Origin of the sequence: Gottfriedia acidiceleris (assembly GCF_050457485.1) — a bacterium.
Classification (GTDB): Bacteria; Bacillota; Bacilli; order Bacillales; family Bacillaceae_G; genus Gottfriedia; species Gottfriedia acidiceleris_D.
Genome location: NZ_JBCMJM010000006.1, coordinates 1 through 23,101 on the forward strand (window position 1 = coordinate 1; position 23,101 = coordinate 23,101).

A 23,101-nucleotide genomic window follows, 5' to 3' on the forward strand; every position below is an offset into this window, starting at 1 on the left:
CTTATTCATCAAAAAAAGTCTGCAATAAACCCTAATCAAATAGCCTTTACTTAGAGTAACCTAACAGCTGTGTATTAATCAGCTTGTATGTTAACTAATATCGAACTTTAATTAAACTAATCAACTGAATTTGTTTTCTAAAAATTTGCTCATAATATTTTTACATCAGAAAAAAATCATTACTAGTGATTATATGAATCATAAAATTGCTCAAAATATTAACATTTAAAACCAATAATAAATCATCCAAAAATTGATTATTCATAAATAAATTCAATTTAATGTCCGTTTTCCCTATTGACCATTTTATATTTCAACACACTGAAAAAAACACCTATCAAGGTGTTTTTTTCTTTATTGATTACTCGTAATAATATCCTTTAATTCAGACCAGCAAGTAATACGTGGGATGTCCAACCCTCTATTATATGAAGTGTCTTTCACGTATGCTTTTAAAGGTAATTCTGATAGTGTGTTCAATATTTCTGGTTTATCATCAAAATAGTAATCTAATGCTAATTCTTTTATTATATGAATTTTTTCTGAATCTTTCATTCCACAATAAAATCGATCTTGATGAACGGGAAATCCATTTTTTAATAACCATTCTTTTGTTCGTTCACCATATTCTTTATTTCTTGCTGTCACATAATAAATTTCGTGTCCCTGCTTTTCTAATTCTTGTAATGTTTCAACAGCATATGGAAATGGAGGACAAGTAGTAAAATATGTCTCTTCTAGATTACTCTTCCACATTTTGCTTCCTTCTTCTGCCGTTAAGCCAAAAGGTTCATGAATTTCAACTGTTTTTAATTCGTTATAAGCATCTATAGGAATGTTTTTATTTAATTTTTTATTATAAATGTGAAAAGCATGCTGTCTTAAATCAATTAAAGTATCGTCTATATCGAATCCGAATTTCATTCTAAAAGTCCTTCCTCATGAAGTAGTATATTTTGGATAGCCTATGAATTTATAATCTGGACCAATTTTCGTTAATTCGATTTCTTCAAGTTCAATCGCTTGTCCCATTTTATCAAGCCCAGTACCTTCTAAAAATGTAGGTGCATTTTTTCCACCTATTAATTTAGGAGCTAAATAAACAATCACTTTATCAACTAAATTTTGATTCATAAAGGAAGCATTCACTTCTCCACCACCTTCTACTAATAAAGAAGAGATTGAATGTTCACCTAGAACTTTTAGCATTTCGTTTAAATCAACTCTATTTAGATCGCTCGTAACAAATACTTTTACACCTAAGTTTTCTAATTCACTTCTTTTCTGTTCAGAGTGTTTTTGACTTGTGAATATCCATGTTTCAGCTTGCTGATCGGTTACTACTTTTGATTCTAAAGGAATTTTTAAAGTTGAATCTAGAATCACTCGTACTGGATTACGTCCGTTTGGAATTCTAGTTGTTAATTCTGGATTATCTTTTAATACTGTGTTAACACCAACTAATATCGCACCAATTTCATTTCTTAATTGATGAACATCATTTCGGGCTTCCGCTGAAGTGATCCATTTACTATCAGAAGAATGGGTAGCAATCTTCCCATCTAATGTAGATGCTGATTTCATTACAACAAAAGGAATGTTTTTAACAATATATTTGTTAAATACTTCATTCATTTTGATTGATTGCTCTTCACAAACTCCAATGATTACTTCAATTCCCGCATCTTGAAGAATTTTCACTCCTCTTCCTGCAACTAAAGGATTTGGGTCAAGTGTAGCAACAACAACTTTTTTCAAGCCTGCACGTACAATCGCCTCTGCACATGGACCAGTTCGTCCATGATGAGAGCATGGCTCAAGCGTTACATAAATTGTTCCACCTTCAGCTTTATCGCCTGCCATTCTAAGCGCATTAATTTCAGCATGTGGTTCACCCGCTTTTAGGTGAGCACCAATACCAACAATTCGATTATCATTTACTATTACAGATCCTACTAATGGGTTAGGGGCGGTTTGACCTTTCGTAGCCATGGCATTTTGAATAGCTAAATTCATATAAAATTCATGATTACTCACTTGTACGTCCTCCTTTAAAATGACCAGAACGAACAATTTTAGTCTCTAAATACTTTTCGTTATACTTTGATTTGTCTCCCCATAATTGAATTCTTCCGGATACATTAGCACCAGACTTTTGAAGAGCATCCAATTTTCTTGGGTTGTTTGTAATTAAAGTAACTGGCTTTGAGCGAAGCGTTTTTAATACTCGAATAGCATCTTCGTAGTTTCGTGCATCATCTACAAAACCAAGCTCTTCATTTGCCTCAACAGTATCAAATCCTTGCTCTTGGAGAACATATGCCATAGCTTTACTAAATAAACCGATTCCTCTTCCTTCATGATTTGCTAAATAAAATAATGCACCTGATTCATTTGAAGAAATCATTTTCATAGCTTCTTTTAATTGGAATCCACAATCACAACGTTTACTTCCAAAAATATCACCCGTATGACAAATACTATGCATTCGAATTAGAGCATCCTCTGAATTTTCAAAGTCACCATAAACTAATACGCTTGATTGTTGCATTTCTGCTAAATTTGATGATGCTAATTTACTAATAATTTTTTCAGTGTTATATGATCCATCGCTACAAAAATCACCTTCGATATCCTCACAGCGTAGCCAACAATACCATTGAAAAATAACTGTTTCTCCATCTAAATTTACTGGTAGTTTAATTGGTCCAACTAAATAAATTGATTTATCATTATTTTTTATTACATTAATTTTCTCTTTCAATAAAGAAACTACTTTTTCGTTGATCATGAGGCTTCCTCCTGTTTTCTTACACGATTTCATATTGATATAATATATTTCTTAATTTTTACTTGTCCATTTTTATACATTAAAGGCATTCTTAAGTCACATCAAAGTGTTGCATAAAAGTACTTTCCTGTGTTAGTTGTTGCTTTTGTAAGCTTTCAACTTCTCCTCGTCTAGCATATTCAAATTTCTTTAACACTATTGTACTAGTATCTTTGTTTTGAATAGCATCTTTTATGATTTCAGCTAAAATATCTGCATCTTTCATCGCAATATTTACACCAAGCGCTGCAGTAGGACTCATCGTGTGTGCCGCATCACCCATTATAATTAAGCCGTCTTTTACCCATGTTTTACTACGGCTACTTTGAACATTTAATAAAACAAAATCGTTCCAAGATTTTATATTTTCTTGAACAGTTTCAGTCAGTTCTGGAAATGCTTCGATTAGCTGATTTACAAAAGGATTAAAAGATTTTGTTCTTAAGTTCGGAAAAGAACCTTCATCTATATTCCATCCAATTTGAATAAACCCACCTGCTTGAGTAAACAAAGCCAATTGTTGTTTATTTATCAATGTTAATCTAACTGTTGGATCCCAACTTGCTGGTCTTGGTATTTTAGCCCAAAGTAGATCGTATCCATGTTTTATAATATCCGTGTGTATATTTGCTAATTTACGGATCGTTGAGAATCGACCGTCGGCACCAACTATAATCGAACTATTGATTGTTATTTCAGTCCCATTTTTTATTGCTTTAACACCAATATAACGACCAGTTTGATCTTCTATTAATTGAGACACACGTGTTCCCATCAAAAGCTTGAAGTTTTCATATTTATTTGCTTCTTTTAAAATAACATTTAATAAATGATTTTGTGGAACATGAATACCAACGTGTTTTGAACCTTGTGATGGAAAAATGCTTTTAATTATTTTATTATGATTCCAATATTCAACACAATCCATTAGCAGTAGTCCATATTCTTTTACTTTCTCATAAAGATGATGTTTTTTTAATATTTGTTCACCTTCAGAATTTAGATGCTCTCCTCTAAATTCTTTATCAATTCCACTATGTCGTTCCACAAGAACAGTCGAAATATTATTTTTTGCAAGCAAATATGCTAATAGTGCACCACCTGGTCCTGCACCTACAATACATACATCTGTATTCAAATTCATGCTGTTTTGCCACCTATTTATAGACATTTATTATTTTTCTAAAAAAATTATTTAGTTACTTTATGTAAGTAAGTTTAATTTAGTAATAAATTTACGTCAAGTAATAAATTTATGTATCGTAATCTTGTTATTAATACAAATTTAGTTATAATATGGATATAGGTGAGGTGGTTTTAAATGGATTTTTCTTTATTATGCCCTCGGTTTGAAAAAAGCGTAGAGTTAATTAGTAAACGCTGGGCAATTCTTATAATTTTTCAACTTCTTTCTGGATCACAACGATTTTGTACAATCGAATCAACTTTGCCAATTAGCGGGCGCGTCCTTTCAGAAAGACTAAAGGATTTAGAACAAGCAGGTATTGTAAAACGAGATGTTTACCCAGAAACTCCAGTTCGAATCGAATATTCTTTGACAGAAAAAGGACTGGCTTTAGAACCAGTTATTAAGGAATTAATGAAATGGTCACAAGATTGGACAACAATCGATTAGTTATGGTTTTGTTTTTTTGCTTCGCCTTTTAATTATTTTTTGAATTCAATTAAAAATAAAAGGGATGTCTCATAAGTCAGAATTCTAACTTGTGGACATCCCTTTATTAATTAGGCTCTCGATTAAAATTAAAAGTTGGTTTTATTGAATGCCTAGCTCACTCTTAATGATATCAATTGTCTTACCTTTAAATTTCTTTACTGGTTTTGGAGCATTATCCACAGCAGGGTTTTGCATTAAATAGTTCTTTTCTACAAATGCAAAGTCCTTTGCATCAACTGTTCCGTCGAAGTTTATATCCGCTGAGCGTTTGTTTGTTCCCCAATATGTTTCAATTGCTAGAGCGTCATTAATATCAATTACATTGTCTTTATTGATATCTCCAGCAGTAGCAACAGCAACGCTTTCTGTTCCGATTCGATCACTAATACCATACATGAAACCATCCATAATACTGTATGCATTTTCAAACGTACCAGATGTTGTAAAGTGACCTGGAATATCAGTGATTACAGTAAATTCATCGCTAGTAACAGGTAATCCAGATACATAAAATTGTCCTCTAGTATCCATTTTTGCCTTATATGATTTTCCCATACTATCTACAATCGTTACATTTGCTCCTATTTTCGTAAAATCAATTGGAAGAAGTGTACCATCTGCTTTTTGGAAGCTTTCTGGATGAATATAACTAATCACACTTGAGATATTCGGTAAAATGGCAATTGGTGCAATATAAGTAAATGGTTTTGTCACTGAATTATCAACACTTGTAAATGTCGTAGTTACATTGTTAAAGCTAGAGCTAGGAATCGGATCTGCCAGTTCTGGAATTTTAATCGTTACATCAACCATTGGAAGATCTCCGGATACCTCTTTTGAACCATCAAATGTAATGTTGATATCTGATTTAACAGTTGTACTTGTTGCATTTGTAGTTGTAACGTTCATTTGTCCACCAAGCTTTTGTGCCTCAGGATTTAATGCAATATTTACGATATTTGTATCATCAGTTTTCGTTGTAAAGTTAAAGCCTGCTTGCTTTAATTTGTTCACATTATTAGCAGTAAGTGTAATCGTATTTGTATCACCAGGGTGTGTAATTAGTCGATTATTTCTTGTTTTTGCTTGTGGTTGACCATAAACATATTGTGTTCCCTCTTTAACAAATAGATATTGCTTATCGCCATAAGTATTCGTTGCTTGGTCTCCACCGATGAATCGGAATGAAAGCGTTGATAAGCTCGGATTCATTGCAATTTCATCTTGAGCATTTCCATTTTCATCTAATGTAAGTTTTCCTGATAACCAAGGACTATTATAAAAATATCCAATTGTATTTTGGGACTGATCTGCTTTCATACCTGCTGCTTTCATTAACTCAATTGACTTATCATTAATCGAAGCAGTAAACGGAACAGACTTTTGGTCTGCCTTATATTCGATAAATGGATTTCCTTCTTTTTCTCCATCCACTTTTACATCAAATTTATTTGGCATTGTATTGTCGACTAAAAGATCTTGTGAAATTGTATATGCTTTACCACCATCATCGTAACCTATTAATTTAATTTTGTATAAACCTTCTTTTGCTAAAACAGGTATTGAACTAACTGGATTACTTGGGTCACCTGTAAATGGATAATACGCTCCGATAGATGCTGCAATTGTGTATTCTACTCCTTCATCATAAGCCACACCATCGAAAGTATTTGTAATACCTAAGTCCTGGCCTGTCACCGCATCGGTAAATACTACATCAATGTTTCTCATATGAGACTTTAACGAGAATTTAGCGGTTAAATACGGGTAAAATAATGGGCTAGCTAAAGTATTTCTGTCAGTGGACATTGACTGACGAGTAAGGTTAAACGAATTGAATCCTTTTTCTACATAATGTACACCAAAAGGAACTCGATACGATTCAGAAGGATTGTCTTTGTTTGTATAAGTTACATATCCTTCATAGATTCCCTTTTCCGCTGTCTTTGGAATGTTTAATGTAATATTTGTTTTCTTTTGACTAATCCCTTTTAAAGTAACTGATGAAGGAGCTTGTACAGTTACTCCATTTGCAGCTGCATCCTTTGAGCCTCGAAGACCCGTTTGGAAACTTACTTTTACATCAAATGTTTTCGCTTTTTCTCCTCTATTCATTAGCGTAACAGTGCGTGAATCAGAATAGTCTTTGTTATCGAATGATACATTTCCGAAGCTTAGTGCACCAGTTTCTTCGTTAATTTGCTTTTCTTTTCCATTAATAATCATTGGTGTTTTTTCTTGTACTTTGATTTCGATTGTTGAGTGGATTGCATTGTATGGATCAATTCGCCCTGCACCTTGCTCAAACACGCTGTATGGTTTGCTTAATGAATCTGCTGTATTCATTAATATCGCTTTTATATCTTCTGGTTGTAAATTATGGTTAGCTTGTTTTAATAATGCTGCAACTCCCGTTGTAAATGGAGTAGCCATTGATGTTCCAGACATACGTTGATAAGCATTTTTATAATCTGACGGATTGGTTGGGTTGTTAACAAAGCCTGGGACTGTTGATAATACACTCACGCCAGGAGCTGTAATTTCTGGCTTAATATCGTAAGTTAATCTTGCTGGTCCTCTTGAGCTGAAATCTGCCAATGTATCCCCTTGAGTTTTTGCTTCTCCAATGTCTGTAAACGTAAAGTTAACAGATCCTGCTTGTAGCTTTTGTTTTAATGCAAGCCCTTCTGCATTTGATAACGAGAAAGATGGAATGAAGTTAACACCTTCTCCAAAGTAAGTTGGGATAAATCCTTCTGTTGGATTATCATTGTACATTAGAACCGCAGCAGCACCTTGCGATTTAGCTACAGCAATTTTAGAGTCCATTGTATAAGTCCCACGGGCCATTAGGACAATTTTGCCTTTTACATCTTTTCCAGAGTATGCTTCTCCTAGATTAACATCTACAACTGGTAAAGTTTGTCCCTTAAATTTTGAAATATCGTCTCCATAGCCACTTGCCATTAATCGTATATTAGCCGATGCATCATCAATGTTACCTTTCGCAGACATTGTAGAAATTGGTACATCACTTGCTCCAACTGTTAATGCTAAAGCTGCCGTACCTGGAGATCCTAGCGTATACATCTTATTACCTGCGTTTCCAGCAGCAACTACTGCAGTTACACCATTTAATACTGCATTATTAATCGCAATACTTTCAGCAAGTAGTGGGTCATTATAATTTGCACCTAGTGAAAGGTTCATAACATCCATTCCGTCTGCAACTGCTTGATCAATTCCAGCGATGATATTATCAGTTGTACCGCTTCCACCCGGTCCTAATACACGATATACATATAGAGCAGCATCAGGTGCAATTCCAGTTGTCGCGTCTTCGCTATCATTTTTTCCTTGTCCTACAATTGTTCCAGATACGTGAGTTCCATGTTCTGTAATGTAATTTCCAGCACCTGAAGCTCCTCCGGGTTTACCTGCTTTTACCCAATCATCATATGTTGTTTCCATCGGATCATTGTCGTTATTTACAAAATCGTATCCACCTTTATATGCAGCTTTAATGTCTGGATGGTTATAATCAACGCCTGTATCTATTACCGCAACCTTTACACCTTTACCTGTGTATCCTTCTTGATGTAATTTATCAATTTGGAGATAAGTACGTTCGTCAGCCATTCCTTTACCTGATGAAGTTGTAGACACATCTTTTCCTTCAACTGGGAGTTCTGATTTCACTGTTACATCACTATAGATAGCTTGTACAGCTGTTGATTTCATTAGTTCACTTAGTTTGTTTGCAGGTACTTCTAAAGCAACACCGTTAAACGCATGCTTATATTCACGAATTATTTTATAAGATCCGTCTGCTTTTGTTTTAAATAAAGAGCTTAAATCTCCTTTGAATTTCGTATGATCCTCATTGGCATTACTTTTTGCTTCCGCTTCAGATAAAGCTTGTCCCTTTAATGCTGCTTCTAATAAGGCGATTTTTTGTGGTTTTTGCTTAAATGAAACGATAACTGAAACAGGCTCTTCGCTTTTTAAATTAACATCTGAATCTAGAAAAAGGCCAGTTTGATCAGTTGCTGTAAGCTTTTGTAATGCTTGTCTTTGTTGTGAAGTTAAATTAGCTAAAATTGATTCTGCGTTAGAAGCATTCTCAGCTTTCGTTACATTTGATACATGCCCTAATGACCCTAAAATAAAACTAGATGATAAGGCTGCAACAGAAAGGCTTTTTACAAGTTTACTCTTACTCGGTCTTTTCATCTTACTCTTTCCCCCATTTTTAGTATATTTCTAACGTTGAAGTATGTAATGGTAGAGGAATTTTGAATCTAAAATACTAGTAGTCTTTATATTCCTTCATCGCTCTTCATTAGCACTCCTTATGTTTAATTATTAAAAATATTCTAAAAATACTCAATCGGGTTAAATTTAGTGGATTAATTCAATATTCACTACGTTTTTATACATATTTCGACAATGTTCGAATAAAAAGTTTATAAACTTCTATTAATTTGATAAGTTTTTCTTATATTTTTTATAAATTAGGTTTGTATAATTTTTTTATAAAATTACTTGATTGATCTCAAGCTTATTTAACTAATCCAGCTGAAAACAATTCATCTAGACATATCTTAATAGAAAAAGAGAAGCCTATATTTAGCTTCTCTTCAACCATTGTTTATTGTAATCCTAATTGAGTTAATACATCATCCAACGTTACGCCTTTATAAGCAGTTTTTGCTTTTGGTGCATTGGTTACAGTAGGATTCTTTAATCCGTAGTTTTTAACAATGAAATCCATATCCTTTTTATCTACTACTTTATCAAAGTTAAAATCTGCTGATGCTTTATTTGTACCCCAATAGGTTTGTACTGCTAATGCATCTAAAATATCGATTACATTATCTTTATTTACATCTCCTGCTGCTGCAACTGGTAAGTTCCAAGCTAATCTCTTTCCTACGATTTCCCCACGTACATTATTGGATAAAACCAGTTGTCGGCTCATAGTGAAATGACCTGGTACATCAACTGATACCGTATAAGGATTTACTTCAGCTTTTAGACCATCAATGATATACTGGCCACTCTTATTAAAACTCGGCGCACTAACACTTGTTTTTCCGTCATAAGAAGTAACTGTTACTTTTGCACCGATTGCACTTTGATCAAGCGCATAATTTTGCTGACCTGTTGCAGGATTAATTGTTCCTTCTAAGCGCAATGCTCCATCTAATCTTGAATAGGTTGGTTTATATTTAATACTTTCCATGTAAGAGTAGACATTATTAGTCACTACATTTGATTGATCAGTCGTAGAGGCTTGAACGTTTAACCAATTGAAAGCAGATCCTCCATAAAGACCATCTGTAAACTTTTTAGAAGTTTTAAGGTCGAAATTAAATAACTTTAAATCTTCTGGTAACGCTTTATCGCCTAAATAAGTGAATGTAATTGTATAGTTTAAGTAACTTCCTGATTGAGCCGTAGATACTGACACCTTTGCATCGCCATATTGCTTTACTGCATCATTCACAACTACATTTTCAATTGAAGCAAGGGTAGAATCGACTGGTATTGTAATTTTACTTGTTTTTAGATTTTTAACATTATTTGAACGAACACTATAATTTACTGTATCTTCTGATGTAACGGTTTGTTTATTTGCCTTAAAATAGTAATATGGTAAATTGTGATCCACAAAAACAACTCTTAACATATTAAAAGCATTTCCAGTAAAGTTTCTTGCATAATCCATTCCATAAAACTGAACTTGTAAAGGTGCAGATTGTTTTCTAACTACAAGTTGATCAGTGTAATTACCGTTTTTATCTGTGAAAATTGGATTTTTCGGCCATGGACTATTATAAAACGTAACAACTGAATTGTCTGATTGATCTACTGGAAGACCTAGTTTACTAGCTTCATCTGTTTCAGGATCATTTAAATTAATGTTAAAGTCATATAAGAATTGTCCATTTGAATCAAATTGACTATCATTGTATTCAATTACTTTTTGGTCCAGTGAATCAAAGCTAGAAGTCATAGTTGGTGCACCAAGATCATAGATGAAATCAGATGATTTTGTAAATGTTTTACCTTGTTCATTTGATCCAACCATCTTAATTTTATAGTGTCCTGGTTGAGCAATTTCTGGTTGATAGCTAATCGGTTTCGCTGGATCACCAGTAAATGGATAATATGTTCCAGTAAATCCTCTTGATACATAATAAGTTTGATTTTCATTCAATAAAATTGGAGACAACGAACCTACTAATCCTAGGTCTTCACCAGTTGTTGGATCTTGTAAAATGATATCTAATGTTTTCATATGTGATTTTAATGAGAATGAAAAAGATTCGAAAGGCCACGCATTTTCCGGCCAAGCTGTATCTGATGAATACATTGGTAAGGCGTCAACTGAGTCAATGCCTTCATATACTACACGTCCACCAAACGGAATTTGGTATGTTTCCGATGGATCAGAAGTATTTGTGAAAGTAATATATCCCTCGTACGTTCCTTTTTCAGCTGTTTTTGGAATATTTAAATTGAACTTGATTGATTTTTGACTAATTCCATTTAATTTTACTGATGTTGGACCAGTTAATGTTACATTGTTTTGAGCTGCATCTAAGGAACCTCTTAATCCAGTTTGGAATTTAACGTCCACACTAAATGTTTTCACTTTCTCACTGCGGTTCTTTAATGTAACTGTGCGTGAGTCAGCGATATCTTGGTCATCAAATCCAAATGAACCAAAGCTCATTCCACCTGTTAATTCTTGGATTGATTTTTGTTTTCCATCTATAACCGTAGGTGTTTTATCAACTACTTCTAATTCAACATTAGAGTGGATTGCTTCATAAGCATCTACTCGTCCACTACCTTCTTCAAATACACTATAAGCCTTTGATAGTGGATCTGCTGTATTCATTAAGATTGATTTGATATCTTCAGGTTTTAAATCTTTATTTGATTGAAGTAATAAGGCAGACACACCTGCTACATATGGTGTTGCCATTGATGTACCAGATAAGCGCTCATAAGCATACTTGTAATCTTCCGGTTTTGATCCATCAACTGTTTTATCGTTTACATAGAATGGTACTGTTGAAAGAATTGATACACCTGGTGCTGTTACTTCTGGTTTAATATCATAGTTAACTCTAGTTGGACCTCTAGAACTGAATTGCGCTAATTCATCAGAAGCTGTTTTTAACTTTGTGAAATCGCTGAATGTGAAGTCTGTTTTACCAGCTTGAATTGCTGCTAAAATCGCATTTCCTTCATCATTTGTGACAGAGAATGCTGGGATCGCATCGACTGATTCACCAAGGAATGCTTGAATTGGACCTTCTGCTTTATTCGTTCCATCATTATACATTAATACGCCGACTGCACCGGCTGCTTTTGCATTTTTGATTTTATCAATTAATGCAATTGATCCACGTTTAATGAAAGCAATCTTACCGTTTAGATCTTTTCCAGTAAAGTCCGCTGGATTTGCTAGACCAACATCAACAAGCTGGTATGTTTTTCCTTTTAATGTTGTTAAATCATCTTTATAATTTCTTGCTAACTGTCTTAAAGAATAATTTTTACCATCTTGTACACCTGAATATTGATAGATATCAAGTGCAATAGATGACGCACCTACAGTTAGAGCTAACGCTGCAGCTCCAGGCGCACCAACAGTATACATTTGATCACCACTATTTCCTGCCGCAATGACTGTAGTAACTCCACTTAAAACTGCGTTGTTTACCGCAATTGAAGTCGCAAATAGTGGATCATTTAATGTAGCTCCTAGAGACATATTGATAACATTCATACCGTCTTTTACAGCACGATCAATTCCGGCTATGATTGCATCAGTTGTTCCGCTACCGTATGGACCAAGCACTCGGTAAGAATAAATATCTGATTCTGGTGCAGCACCAACAGTTTTATATTCACTATTAGCTTTACCTCGACCGCCAATGATTCCCGCTACATGTGTACCATGCTCAGTATAATATGCACTACCACTAATGAATTCTGGTTGTCCTGATTTTTTCCAATCAGCGTATGTTGTTTCCATTGGGTCATTATCATTGTTAACGAAATCATATCCACCTTTATATGCATCCTTTAAATCTGGATGGTTGTAATCGATTCCAGTATCTAAAATCCCTACTTTAATGCCTTTACCTGTAAAACCTTCTGCATGTAATCGATCTAAAGCATCATAAGGTGTATAGTTTCCAACATTTGCTTCGTCTGCTTTTAACTGATCGTTTTCCTTAGGAGGATCAATTGAAAATGTTTTGTTACTCCAAACGGATTTAACAGCCTTTGATTTTAATAGATTTTTAATTTGGTTTGCTGGTAGACTCATTGAAACACCATTAAATGCATTTTTATATGAACGATTAATCGTATAATCTACTTTTTTCGTTCTGCCACTTTCTAATACTTGACCAACATCTTGAGCGAATGTCTCATGATCTTGATCTACTAACTTTGCCGCTTCTGATGTAGTTAATGATTTACCTTCTACACTCGCTTCGATTTGCGCGACTTTAACTGGTTTATTTGTAAATTCAACAATGACACTTGTTTGTTCTGAAGAATTTAAATTAATATCTGAAGAAATTTGAAGACCCGTTTCTTCACTAGTCGATAACTGTTCAAGAGCCGCTCTTTGCTCAGAAGATAAATTTGCTAAAATATCTTCTGCTTTACTTGGACTTGCTGCTTTCGTGCTAGATGTCACTTGTCCAAGCGAGCCTAGAATAAAGCTCGATGTTAAAGCTAAAACGGTAAAGCTTTTTAAAAACTTTTTCTCTGTCTTTTTCCCCATTTCTCTTCCTCCTAGTAAATTTACGACAAGGTAGATTTCTACATTGAAGTACAAAATTAGACTTTCTTTGATAAAACTCTGAACTATTTCCCAAAAAATAAACAAACAATTTGTCTATTTATTTAACTTCATTATTGAGAATTTTCATTTCTTTATCAATCGGGTTATAGCGAGCCTTTATCACTGGGTTTATAGAACAATCTTAGCGAGTTTCGACAAACTTCTTGTCTAATGTTTATAAACATTGAGAGCAAAATTTAATATTTATGATAAATTTCAATTTCGTAGATAATAAAAAAATCTTTAGATAACGAGAACTCGTTATCTAAAGACTTTTAATTTAACACTTGAATCATCATTTTAAAATTCCGGTCAACTTCTATCGCTTTTTCATATTCTTTTTGCTCGACATAGTGATTATATAAGATCTTTCCATAATGCCCAAAAAATGAAGTATTATTAGTTGCAATAAGCTGTGGAACGACTACTTCAGCTAAAAATTGATAAAATTGACTTTGATTTCTTTTACATTTCAATGCTAATAGTTTATAAAGATTGAAATAAATTGGGCATTGTTTTTTTGCTAATTTCGTACCTGTTTCTATTTTTTCTAAAATACTTTCCTTATTCAATAACTTTCCATCTAAACATGCTTCAATAAAATGATATAAACGTTTTATATATTTTATTGATGATTTATCAGTAAGTAAAAAAGCTTGTTCAAAATAACTAACTGCTTGTTCATAATTTCCTCTTTTATAAAACTCTTCTCCTAGATTATATAAAATATTGATTTTACTTTCTTGAGCACCTAATATCGAACAATTGTGTATTAAATTCTTATAGTTTTCAACTAGTTCTAAAAAATCAATATCTCTTTTACTATCGAATTGCATTAGCATTAAGATTTGAGCATTCATAGCATTCACATGATTATATGTTCGATTAAAAAATTGAAGAGCTTTTTCACCAAATGTAAAAGCAGAAACTTTTGCCTTTGCATGATGGTAGGCTAGAGCTAAGTGGTAGTAATATTCTTCATTATTATACTCTGCTAAATTAATTTGTTTTAATAAATTCACAGCAGTTTGACATTCTTCACCTTGGACAGTTCTAAATGTACTGATACAGTATATACCTTTTATGTGTAGAAGAAGATTTTTTTCATAATTAGATAACGCTTGAAACTCTTTTTCTACGTACTCAATTATATGTTTTGTTTCTTTGAACATATTTTTGTGAAGATAATATCTTCCAGTTAATAGCATATAGTTTGCCGCATGTTTGGAAGCCATAATAAACGGATTTTGATCTAACTCTAGTTTTATTCCTTCAATTTGTGCTATTCTTTGCATAATGATTGCCTGATTCCAATCATTTAACTGCTTTTCAATAAGATATAAAGATTCAATTTCTTTATTTATATCAATTTCTAACTTATTAGCTAATTTGTAGATAATTTCAGGAGACAATGTAACTTTTCCACTTTCAAACCTACTAATATACGCTTTGCCACAAATTCCTTCACCTAATGTAGTTTGACTAATTCCTTTTTTCTCTCGATAATATTTGATGATTTCCCCTACTAGCATGCTAAGCCTCCTCTATATTAGGCAACGTTCAAATTGAACAAAAATGTATCATTTAATATAAATTTTTCTAAATTTAAGAAAGCGCTTGAAAAATCGAATGTTTTGCTTCAACATTAGAACGTATTATTTTTCAATTAAATTAGACGCAGGTTGAAAAATTAGAATAATACTATTAGTTAAACCCAATTCTATAATTGCAAAATGATTAAGTAAATTTACATTTTTTAAATATAACTTCACGATTTGTAATATAAAAACTGAAATAAAAAATCTATATTAAAATATTTTTATTTCTTGTATGAAAGATAAAGGTGGTCAATGTAATGCATTTAGAAAAACTAGAGATTTTAGTAGAAGTCGCTAAAACAGGTTCGATTTCAATTGCTGCAGAAAATCTTCATGTAAGTCAATCAGGTATCAGTCAAGCGATCACCAAAATAGAAGAAGAACTAGGAATAAAAATCTTCACTCGCTCTAGATTAGGAGCTAGCTTAACAGAAGACGGGGTAAAAATAGTAGAAAAATCACAAGAAATCCTCTTAAAATATACAGAAATAAAAGAAATTGCACAGAAAAGTAAGGATACCCAGATTAGTGAACTTAGCGTTTCAATGGTACCTGCATTTATTAATTACTTATTAACGCCGTTAGTAGAATTTAAAAGCCAACATTCAAATTTGCATATAAACATTTTAGAAAGCACTACTGAGCGTACAATTGAAATCGTTAAAAAAAATCAAATAGATATAGGAATCATCTGTCTTTATGAAGGCATTATGAAAGAATTAGAAGAGTTTCATTACGAAGAATTAGTAGATGGAAAGATGAAAGTATATGCAAAAAAAGATTCTCCTTTTGCCATTTCGAAAAAAATAACACCTGAAGAAATACTTCAGCAAAAATTCGTCCTATATAACGGTGATTATATAAGATGGTTTACAAATAACTTCCAAAATAATATAGGAAAATTAGATATTTTATTTTCTTCCAACCATCTAGAAGAGTTATTACGAGCAATTTTAAATGGTAGTGCTATAACTTGGGGACCAAATTTTTCTATAAAAAACCATCCATATCTATTGAATGGCGAACTTGTTGAAATCGATATCATTAATTACGAACCGATAAACTCAGAACTTGGAGTAATCACTTCAAAAAAGAAAATATTATCAAAGGTTGAAAAACAATTTATCAATTTCTTGAGAAATGAAATCATTTCATATTAATAAAAAAGGTAGCATTTCAATGAAGAAATGCGCCTTTTTTATTTTACCAATATATTATTTGTTTTAATTTTAATCTTTTAAGGCAACTGATCAACACTATCCAATTTTCAAAAATCATTCTTGATTATTCGATTGTTCTTTTTCCTTCTTTCTTTTTAGGAAAAAAATTAAGCCAATGATCCCTACTAAAAGTAATAATCCGCCTCCGATATAATACCAATAATGATTATTTTTTATTTCAACTGCTTTATTATTCAAATCTGTTGCTTCTTTTCCAATTGTAAATAACTCATCCCATTCCCATACTTGAGTACCGATGATCGCTTTCATCTTTAATCGGTAAGTTCCGGGTTCAATTGGATTATTATTTAAATCGATCGCGTAATCAAAATTTGAATTAGGTGCCATGCTCATCTCAGTTTTTTTCGAACTATATAAAACTTTATTGGAACCCTTTTTAAAGATTTGCGCATCTATGCTCATATCCTTCACAATGGTGGATTCGCTGTTTTGGATTGTCGGGGCAATTGTTGTACGATAATTTACTAATTTAGGTTTAATATCAAGTAAATGTAGATCTGGCTCGACTTCCTTTGTGTTTTCCGATAATTTTATTCCAACCACATATGCGTATTCATTTTTTATATTAATGCTCTCACTTTTAGAACTTTTTTCAGTTTCTTCGATTTTTTTCTTAAAGTGAGCTGCTCCTAATATAACTCCCTTATATTCATCTTTCGGCATTGTAATCGAAAATGTCACTACTTTTGATTTACCTGGTGGAATAACAACTTCTTTTTGAGGTACATTTATTAAGCTAGTTAATGGATACTTTAAAGATTCATCTGCATCCTTACTATTCGATTCAGAGTAATCAATCAGTCCATTATCATTTGTCGTTGCAAAAGTAATATTCCCTTGGATTGTTTCTTCTTTTTTACTATTATTAAAGACCTCAATTTTAAGATCCTGTTTTTGTCCTGGAGACATTTTCAAATCAAAATATGATTTCAGATGATCAATTTGATTTGTTGGAATGATTGCTTTTACAGAAAAATCGATATTATTCTCTGCTTTTACAGATAGAGGGATGAACGATAATGTTAACAGAATAGCAGAAAAAATTAGCAATAATTTTTGACGTATATGATCCATTTTATATTCCCCCTTTAGAATAGAGACTTTATATCATTTTCACTATAAGACATTTAATCTGAGAAGTTCTAAATAATATAAAGTCCATATCATTAATTGTTATTATTCAAATTAACTACTATAAACCCGGGGCATCCGTTAATGTCCATGTAATAGTTGCCTCATGATTACCAATCGTTGCAGAGCCTGCCGGAATCGTTAAAGTGACATTATCATTTAATGCCCCATCATTCACTTCTGGATTTGGCCCAAGCCAACGAGTTACCCATGTACCAAAACCATTACCTGGAGTTGCGGAAACAACAGGTGATGCTGTACTTCCGTCTGTATTTAAAGCAATTGTTTCAGTTGCTACCGGAGATCCACTTGTACTTAAAGATATAGCAGAACCATTTTTAAATGTAATGATTGCACCAGGAAGAGAATCTGCTGTTCCATTTGTAAATTTACTTGCTTTAGCAGTTACAGACCATCCCGCACCAGTACCTCGGCGATCCGAAACTTGAATAAATGGCTTTTTAGATTTAGCTGAATAGACTTCTGTTTTATTTGAAATCTCATTTACTCCGAAATCAACGGATGAAACATAATCTAATGTTAATGAACCAGCATTACCAGTTGATGGATCTGTTGGATCAGTAGGACCTGATGGTTCTAATGGTTCAATCGGGTTTGTAGGATCAACAGGTGTAACTGGACCTGTTCCAGCAACAAATGTAATCGACCCCTTTGAATTACCAACTGACGATACCTCCGCAAAAGTTGAGTGAGCAGCTCCAACTAATGATGACATCCCTATTACACTAACAAGCGCGACTTTTGTAAATTTCATTTCACATTACTCCTTAAAAAAATTTTTTTTGTTTCAACGATGTCATTATATCGCTGTAGTAAAGTGATTCCCATGATGTTTTTTACCTTTGATTTAGGTAAAAATAATATCCTGTCTTCAATAAAAATTCACATTTAACTCTAAAAATCACATTAAAAGGTGTTTTCCAATAGATGAAATAAACTTTCACTGAATTAAGACGGAACATTAAAAGCAATAATAGTAATAAATTGGACAAAATTTTGGAGATTTTGAATGGATAAATCAACTAAACGGAAATTACAAATAATTAATATTTTAAGTAAACAAGATAAGTGGTTTAAAACAGAAGAATTAGCAAATGAGTTACTTTGTACTGAAAAAACAATTCGAAATGATTTACAGGCAATTAACACACACCTACCTAAAGGATGGCAAATTGAAACAATAAAAGGTAAAGGAATTTATATTAATAAACCGATTTCTTCATCGATTAATGAAATTCGTTCACTTTACGTAAAAAATTCATTGAGTTTTCAAGCTATTATGCTAATACAATTTACTCAAATTAAAAGTATTGCAGAATTAGCAAATGCGCTTTATACACAGCAACCTGCTGTCTATTCAATACTTGATCGAGTTGAGGAATTATTGGGGGCCTACCATTTAACTTTAAAACGTGGCCCGCTCGAAATCGTAGGAAGAGAATTTGAAATTCGGCTATTGTGTGGTGATATACTGGATGCTTTATGCGCTTATTCGGATGATCAAGAATGGCCACTTGAAGCATTCCCATTCCAAGATATTAAAAAAATTGTACTAGACACTACTGAAAAGTTTAAATTATTCCTATATCCTTCTACTACTAATAAGTACGTCTATTTACTTGGAACAATGTTATATAGAATCGATAAAAAAGTGCAACTTGAATTAACTGATCAATCGATAAACAAGATTTTAGATTCAAATTATTTTAAAATTGCTAATGAAATTTGTAATCATTTAGAACATCAATATAAACATCATATTTGTATGAATGAACGAATTGCGTTTTCATTATTAATATCAACTCTTCCATATTATAGTTTTGACAACATGGAAAAAAACGAATTTCTTTATTTATATCAAAATCAAAAAACAAGATATTTTAAGGAACTCTATCACTTAGTTGAACTATTGAAGGAAAAAACAGGTATATCGTTAGATGAAGACGAGGAGTTTCTTTACACATTACATGACCAATTCCAAAGATACTCGTTTATTTTATACTCAATCGATAAAAAAGAACCATCCTATTCAATGGACCGCTATGTTAAAAATCAGTATTCAAATCTATATAAAAAGGTATCAAAAGCCTTACAAAGCTGGACGAAAAAATATTCATACCCTGAAATTACTAGAGATAAAATTGCGAAAGTTGCATTAAATGTTCAAGCTTCTAAAATTAAATCCTCATCATCAATGAAGAAGGTTTTATTATTAACAAGTAATGGTCCAGGAGTTCATCGTTATATTGAAACGAAATTGGTTACTGCTTTTGGTCATAAAATTGATTTTATTCTTCCTAAATTAGGAGAGTTTGAATCAACAATTATAAATGAACTAAACATTGAATTTATTATTTCTGATTTCTTGCTTGAAGGGGAAATCATTCATCCAATCATTACAATTGACCCTGTTCTTACGCAAAGAGATATTGATCAAATTTCAAATTTCCTAAATTCAAACCCAACATAAAAAAGTAAGGCAAAATAAGCCTTACTTTTTTGTATTTTGACTATCTATTTTCCAAGTGTTGTTTAATAAACTGTGCAATTTCAGTGTTCGCTTGCTTACTAATACTCGAAGCCTTGTCCATTAACTGAAAATCATGAAACATTCCTCTCCAAACTTTACATGTAACTTCTACGGCATTAGCATTTGCTTTTGCAGCATAAGCTAAAATATCATCGATTAACTCTTCCCTTGCGGCCAGCATGAATCAGCATTGGAGGTAAACCTTTTAAATCACCATAAAGTGGTGAGATTAAAGGATTTTTCCGATTATTATGCCCTACGTATGTATCAACAATATTGATATCATTTCCATGATAACTTCCATGAATATTATCAAAATCTGAAGTGTATAATTGACTTTCTTTCGTTAAGTCAGTCGCTGGAGAGATCCCTACAACAGCTGTTGGATAGTTTCCATTTGAAGATTTTATTTTATTTAACAAAGCAAATGCTAAATTACCACCAGCACTATCCCCAACGATAACAACTTTACATTTGGGACTATAATTTTTTCCTAAATAATTATAAACTTTTTCAACATCGGTTAAAGCTGCTGGATATGGATTTTCAGGTGAAAGTCTATACTGTATTGTTAGTACCCTATAACCTGTCTCTCTAGCTAAGATTGTTCCTAAATTCCTTGAAAAACCTAATCCACCTCTAGACCAACCTCCACCATGTACATAAAAAACAATCTTATCTTCTGAAGATCTATCCGGAATTAACCATTCCACTTTTGTTCCTTCAATATTATCTCCCTTAATTTTAATATTTGAAGGAGTTGGGATTATTTGTTTTTCAATTTCGATTCGTTTTTGCTCCAATGATGCCGTTCTTCCTTCTTTTGCTTTTTTTATATTTAATGCTCTAAGAGCTTCTGAGACTTTGTCGGGTTTCTCATTTTGATAGATAAGGGAAGAATTACTTTCACTTTTCACAGTATTTTTTGAAGCAACTAAATAATTTCCGATTAACAAACAAGTCACTAGTGAAAGAAATAAAAAAGTTTTTTTCAAATTAGCTCCCTACTTTACTGGTATTTTTTGTATTCTAATATTAAATTTTCCATTTTCTCATGAATTAATCGAAAATAAAAAAGGTGCACAGAACTTGTGCACCTTTTTAGCGTATGGACATTAAAAATTAGGTAAATTACTTAAATTATTTGTAGGATCGCCATCAGGATAAGAACGAAGTGTTTTATGTGGATTATCTCCACGAGTTAGACCTGTGTTCACATCTTCAATTTGTTCAAGTTCTGCCATCGCAATGGCTTGCTCAATCCCGACTATTTCACCATTTTGAAATTTTACATCTGTAATATCACCATCGCCATTTTTTCGTACTGCGACGATATGTAATTTATTTGGATCATCTTGATGTTCAGGATGTCCGATACCACGATTTTGAAATGACATACCAACACACCTCCATTTATTAGATACAAAAATAGTATGGCGAGATGAAAATATGTTTATCCTTCCAAATTATTACAAGACTAAATCTTAATTAAGCTTGTTAGATATTTCACAAATTATACACAGACAAATTTGCACAAACATTATACGATAGTTATGTAATCATTAATCCAAACACTTTCGAAAGAAGGGAAAAATATGACTACTGTTTTAGGTATGACAAGAGAAGGCAGATTAATTCACAAAATTGGTGGTGGTTATTACCGATATACAAAACTAAACAAAGACGAACTAAAAACATTAAATATACTTGTTGGGGAAGGGATGGCGACTGTCGTAAAGAAAGGGATTGGTTATGCGGCTCTTGTTAAACTGACTGAACAAGGTAAAATTATCAATCAAGAATGTTAACTTTCATTGATTAAAATAAATGAATTAATACACCCATTATATATTTTTTTTACCCCTTTAATTAAAAGCTGACATAACTAAGCATACTTAAAGGGGTATTGTTTTAATGAGGCAACTATGTTTTTTGATACACTCTTTGGTGAATCATTTGTTTATGCAAATGGTATAATAGAATTTATAACGCTTAATATTGACGCCACTTATTCGCCTACTAAGCCATCACCATCTCGATCATCCATATATTTATAGAGCCATGAATCGCGCGTAATTGGCATTTTAAAACCAGCAGCTTTGGCTTCAGCAATCGTAACACTCCCGTTATGATTGGTATCCACTTTACTAATATCTTCATTACTATTTTTCGTTTTGTTTGCAGGAACATTGTCGGTTTTCTTTGGCGTACTACTCGCATCTGTCGTTTTCCCTAAATTTTTGTTCACTTCATCTGGGTTTACATTGTCAAATTCATCTGTAATGGATCTGCCCTGAATTTTGTATGTGAATTTATAATGGTTAGGAATTTGCGTCTGAGTATTTGGATATTGAATCACTGCTACGAAATCTGTACAACCTCTTGCATCTCGAATCACTTTTTCCATATAAGCTTGATCGCCGTGCCTATTGAGATTGCTGTTCTGAGGTGTAATGTTATATGCGTTTGATACTCCACCAAGCGAGTCTGCAATCACATGCCCTTTATCCAAGATTGGACTCTCTGTACCAGGAACATTTGCTTCATCAGCGTAATATCTACCTGATGACAAAACATGATCAGTATTCGAATTTTGAAGTGTTATCTTTTTCGCCTCAACACGTATTAGCTGACCGTATCCATTTGTATACGCCCAATATTCCCGTTCTCCAAATCCAACATCTACTTTGACATTCGGCTGTCTATCTCCTGACATATCCCCGCCATTTACTACAATTAGGGTATATTTGCTGTAATCAAATCCACCCGTTGTACCTGTTGCCCTTGAAGTACTAGATGTTGGAACACTTTTGTTGGGTTCACTATCACTCGTTGGTTTTTCTTTGTCATCCGCAGATGTATTCTTATTGGTTTCAACAGTCTTAGCAGCCGTGCTCGTTGGGGATTCCACTTTTTTTGACGAAGTCTGTTCAGTGATTTTTCCGCAACCCACAAATACTGATAGTAAAATCACAGTAAATAAAATCAAAAATATTCTTTTGTTCACACTTCTGCACACCTTTCTCATGTTTCTACTCTAGAAAAATCATATTTAAACGATAACACATTTTGATCTATTCTTGGAAAATATCTATCGTTGGTACTAAATCCATATGCAACTATCCTGCCAGTTATTAAATAAAAAATTAACAATCTACTTTAACAGAGCCTAAAAAAAACGATATCTCTAATGA

The 23,101-nt window shown here is 32.8% G+C and carries 17 protein-coding genes; 4 read left to right on the forward strand and 13 right to left on the reverse strand.

Going from position 1 to position 23,101, the window contains the following annotated elements:
• Positions 1-354 precede the first annotated feature (354 nt).
• From ABEY15_RS05560 to ABEY15_RS05575, 4 genes are all read right to left on the reverse strand, one after another.
• Positions 355-924: a 5' nucleotidase, NT5C type gene (locus ABEY15_RS05560; protein ID WP_429888986.1), complete on the reverse strand. Its 570-nt coding sequence runs from the start codon at positions 922-924 to the stop codon at positions 355-357.
• Positions 925-939: 15 nt separating this feature from the next.
• Positions 940-2,037: a bifunctional diaminohydroxyphosphoribosylaminopyrimidine deaminase/5-amino-6-(5-phosphoribosylamino)uracil reductase RibD gene (ribD, locus tag ABEY15_RS05565; RefSeq protein WP_429888988.1), complete on the reverse strand. Its 1,098-nt coding sequence runs from the start codon at positions 2,035-2,037 to the stop codon at positions 940-942.
• Positions 2,030-2,791 (reverse strand): GTP cyclohydrolase II, encoded by a 762-nt coding sequence (locus ABEY15_RS05570; protein ID WP_429888989.1) that lies wholly within the window; start codon positions 2,789-2,791, stop codon positions 2,030-2,032. Before ABEY15_RS05570 ends, ribD begins: the two co-directional genes overlap by 8 nt.
• Positions 2,792-2,882: 91 nt before the next feature.
• Complete coding sequence (locus ABEY15_RS05575; protein ID WP_429888991.1) at positions 2,883-3,974, reverse strand: FAD-dependent monooxygenase; 1,092 nt, start codon at positions 3,972-3,974, stop codon at positions 2,883-2,885.
• Between the two features lie 177 nt (positions 3,975-4,151).
• On the opposite strand from ABEY15_RS05575, the gene ABEY15_RS05580 reads away from it, so the two are divergent.
• Positions 4,152-4,466, forward strand: a complete 315-nt coding sequence (locus tag ABEY15_RS05580; protein ID WP_025671317.1) for a winged helix-turn-helix transcriptional regulator — start codon at positions 4,152-4,154, stop codon at positions 4,464-4,466.
• A 141-nt stretch (positions 4,467-4,607) separates the two neighbouring features.
• On the opposite strand, the gene ABEY15_RS05585 is transcribed toward ABEY15_RS05580, so the two are convergent.
• From ABEY15_RS05585 to ABEY15_RS05595, 3 genes are all read right to left on the reverse strand, one after another.
• Positions 4,608-8,741 carry a S8 family serine peptidase gene (locus tag ABEY15_RS05585; RefSeq protein ID WP_429888992.1) on the reverse strand — a complete coding sequence of 1,378 codons (4,134 nt, stop codon included), beginning with the start codon at positions 8,739-8,741 and terminating at the stop codon, positions 4,608-4,610.
• Positions 8,742-9,159: 418 nt separating this feature from the next.
• Positions 9,160-13,326: a S8 family serine peptidase gene (locus tag ABEY15_RS05590; protein WP_429888993.1), complete on the reverse strand. Its 4,167-nt coding sequence runs from the start codon at positions 13,324-13,326 to the stop codon at positions 9,160-9,162.
• 335 nt (positions 13,327-13,661) lie between these two features.
• The gene (locus ABEY15_RS05595; protein ID WP_429888994.1) at positions 13,662-14,918 is read right to left on the reverse strand and encodes a helix-turn-helix domain-containing protein; all 1,257 of its coding nucleotides are present in this window, start codon (positions 14,916-14,918) and stop codon (positions 13,662-13,664) included.
• A 323-nt stretch (positions 14,919-15,241) separates the two neighbouring features.
• On the opposite strand from ABEY15_RS05595, the gene ABEY15_RS05600 reads away from it, so the two are divergent.
• A complete protein-coding gene (locus tag ABEY15_RS05600; RefSeq protein WP_429888995.1) occupies positions 15,242-16,144 on the forward strand; it encodes a LysR family transcriptional regulator in 903 nt (300 codons plus the stop codon).
• A 114-nt stretch (positions 16,145-16,258) separates the two neighbouring features.
• Here ABEY15_RS05600 and ABEY15_RS05605 read toward each other — a convergent pair whose 3' ends face one another.
• Together ABEY15_RS05605 and ABEY15_RS05610 are read right to left on the reverse strand one after the other, a co-directional pair.
• Positions 16,259-17,299 carry a DUF916 and DUF3324 domain-containing protein gene (locus ABEY15_RS05605; RefSeq protein ID WP_429888997.1) on the reverse strand — a complete coding sequence of 347 codons (1,041 nt, stop codon included), beginning with the start codon at positions 17,297-17,299 and terminating at the stop codon, positions 16,259-16,261.
• Between the two features lie 118 nt (positions 17,300-17,417).
• The gene (locus tag ABEY15_RS05610; RefSeq protein WP_429888999.1) at positions 17,418-18,131 is read right to left on the reverse strand and encodes a WxL domain-containing protein; all 714 of its coding nucleotides are present in this window, start codon (positions 18,129-18,131) and stop codon (positions 17,418-17,420) included.
• Between the two features lie 255 nt (positions 18,132-18,386).
• Between ABEY15_RS05610 and ABEY15_RS05615 the strand changes: the two genes are divergently transcribed.
• Entirely contained in the window at positions 18,387-19,847 is a 1,461-nt protein-coding gene (locus ABEY15_RS05615) for a BglG family transcription antiterminator (RefSeq protein WP_429889001.1), read from the forward strand.
• Positions 19,848-19,887: 40 nt separating this feature from the next.
• Here ABEY15_RS05615 and ABEY15_RS05620 read toward each other — a convergent pair whose 3' ends face one another.
• The 3 genes from ABEY15_RS05620 to ABEY15_RS05630 all read right to left on the reverse strand — a co-directional run bounded on the left by ABEY15_RS05620 (position 19,888) and on the right by ABEY15_RS05630 (position 21,304).
• Positions 19,888-20,088 carry a hypothetical protein gene (locus ABEY15_RS05620; RefSeq protein ID WP_429889003.1) on the reverse strand — a complete coding sequence of 67 codons (201 nt, stop codon included), beginning with the start codon at positions 20,086-20,088 and terminating at the stop codon, positions 19,888-19,890.
• Positions 20,057-20,902, reverse strand: coding sequence for an alpha/beta hydrolase fold domain-containing protein (locus ABEY15_RS05625; RefSeq protein WP_429889004.1), 846 nt, complete (start codon positions 20,900-20,902; stop codon positions 20,057-20,059). The genes ABEY15_RS05620 and ABEY15_RS05625 overlap by 32 nt, the downstream gene beginning before the upstream one ends.
• Before the next feature lie 120 nt (positions 20,903-21,022).
• Positions 21,023-21,304 (reverse strand): DUF3892 domain-containing protein, encoded by a 282-nt coding sequence (locus ABEY15_RS05630; protein ID WP_335484799.1) that lies wholly within the window; start codon positions 21,302-21,304, stop codon positions 21,023-21,025.
• 198 nt (positions 21,305-21,502) lie between these two features.
• Between ABEY15_RS05630 and ABEY15_RS05635 the strand changes: the two genes are divergently transcribed.
• A complete protein-coding gene (locus tag ABEY15_RS05635; RefSeq protein ID WP_429889006.1) occupies positions 21,503-21,715 on the forward strand; it encodes a hypothetical protein in 213 nt (70 codons plus the stop codon).
• Between the two features lie 200 nt (positions 21,716-21,915).
• Here ABEY15_RS05635 and ABEY15_RS05640 read toward each other — a convergent pair whose 3' ends face one another.
• Positions 21,916-22,914 (reverse strand): DNA/RNA non-specific endonuclease, encoded by a 999-nt coding sequence (locus ABEY15_RS05640; protein ID WP_429889007.1) that lies wholly within the window; start codon positions 22,912-22,914, stop codon positions 21,916-21,918.
• Positions 22,915-23,101 lie beyond the last annotated feature (187 nt).

What these genes read in the sequence shown, in the direction of transcription:
- ABEY15_RS05560 (WP_429888986.1), bottom strand. Translation starts at nt 924, where the DNA reads ATGAAATTCGGATTCGATATAGACGATACTTTAATTGATTTAAGACAG.
- ABEY15_RS05570 (WP_429888989.1), bottom strand. Translation starts at nt 2,791, where the DNA reads ATGATCAACGAAAAAGTAGTTTCTTTATTGAAAGAGAAAATTAATGTA.
- ABEY15_RS05575 (WP_429888991.1), bottom strand. Translation starts at nt 3,974, where the DNA reads ATGAATTTGAATACAGATGTATGTATTGTAGGTGCAGGACCAGGTGGT.
- ABEY15_RS05580 (WP_025671317.1), top strand. Translation starts at nt 4,152, where the DNA reads ATGGATTTTTCTTTATTATGCCCTCGGTTTGAAAAAAGCGTAGAGTTA.
- ABEY15_RS05585 (WP_429888992.1), bottom strand. Translation starts at nt 8,741, where the DNA reads ATGAAAAGACCGAGTAAGAGTAAACTTGTAAAAAGCCTTTCTGTTGCA.
- ABEY15_RS05590 (WP_429888993.1), bottom strand. Translation starts at nt 13,326, where the DNA reads ATGGGGAAAAAGACAGAGAAAAAGTTTTTAAAAAGCTTTACCGTTTTA.
- ABEY15_RS05595 (WP_429888994.1), bottom strand. Translation starts at nt 14,918, where the DNA reads ATGCTAGTAGGGGAAATCATCAAATATTATCGAGAGAAAAAAGGAATT.
- ABEY15_RS05600 (WP_429888995.1), top strand. Translation starts at nt 15,242, where the DNA reads ATGCATTTAGAAAAACTAGAGATTTTAGTAGAAGTCGCTAAAACAGGT.
- ABEY15_RS05605 (WP_429888997.1), bottom strand. Translation starts at nt 17,299, where the DNA reads ATGGATCATATACGTCAAAAATTATTGCTAATTTTTTCTGCTATTCTG.
- ABEY15_RS05610 (WP_429888999.1), bottom strand. Translation starts at nt 18,131, where the DNA reads ATGAAATTTACAAAAGTCGCGCTTGTTAGTGTAATAGGGATGTCATCA.
- ABEY15_RS05615 (WP_429889001.1), top strand. Translation starts at nt 18,387, where the DNA reads ATGGATAAATCAACTAAACGGAAATTACAAATAATTAATATTTTAAGT.
- ABEY15_RS05620 (WP_429889003.1), bottom strand. Translation starts at nt 20,088, where the DNA reads ATGCTGGCCGCAAGGGAAGAGTTAATCGATGATATTTTAGCTTATGCT.
- ABEY15_RS05630 (WP_335484799.1), bottom strand. Translation starts at nt 21,304, where the DNA reads ATGTCATTTCAAAATCGTGGTATCGGACATCCTGAACATCAAGATGAT.
- ABEY15_RS05635 (WP_429889006.1), top strand. Translation starts at nt 21,503, where the DNA reads ATGACTACTGTTTTAGGTATGACAAGAGAAGGCAGATTAATTCACAAA.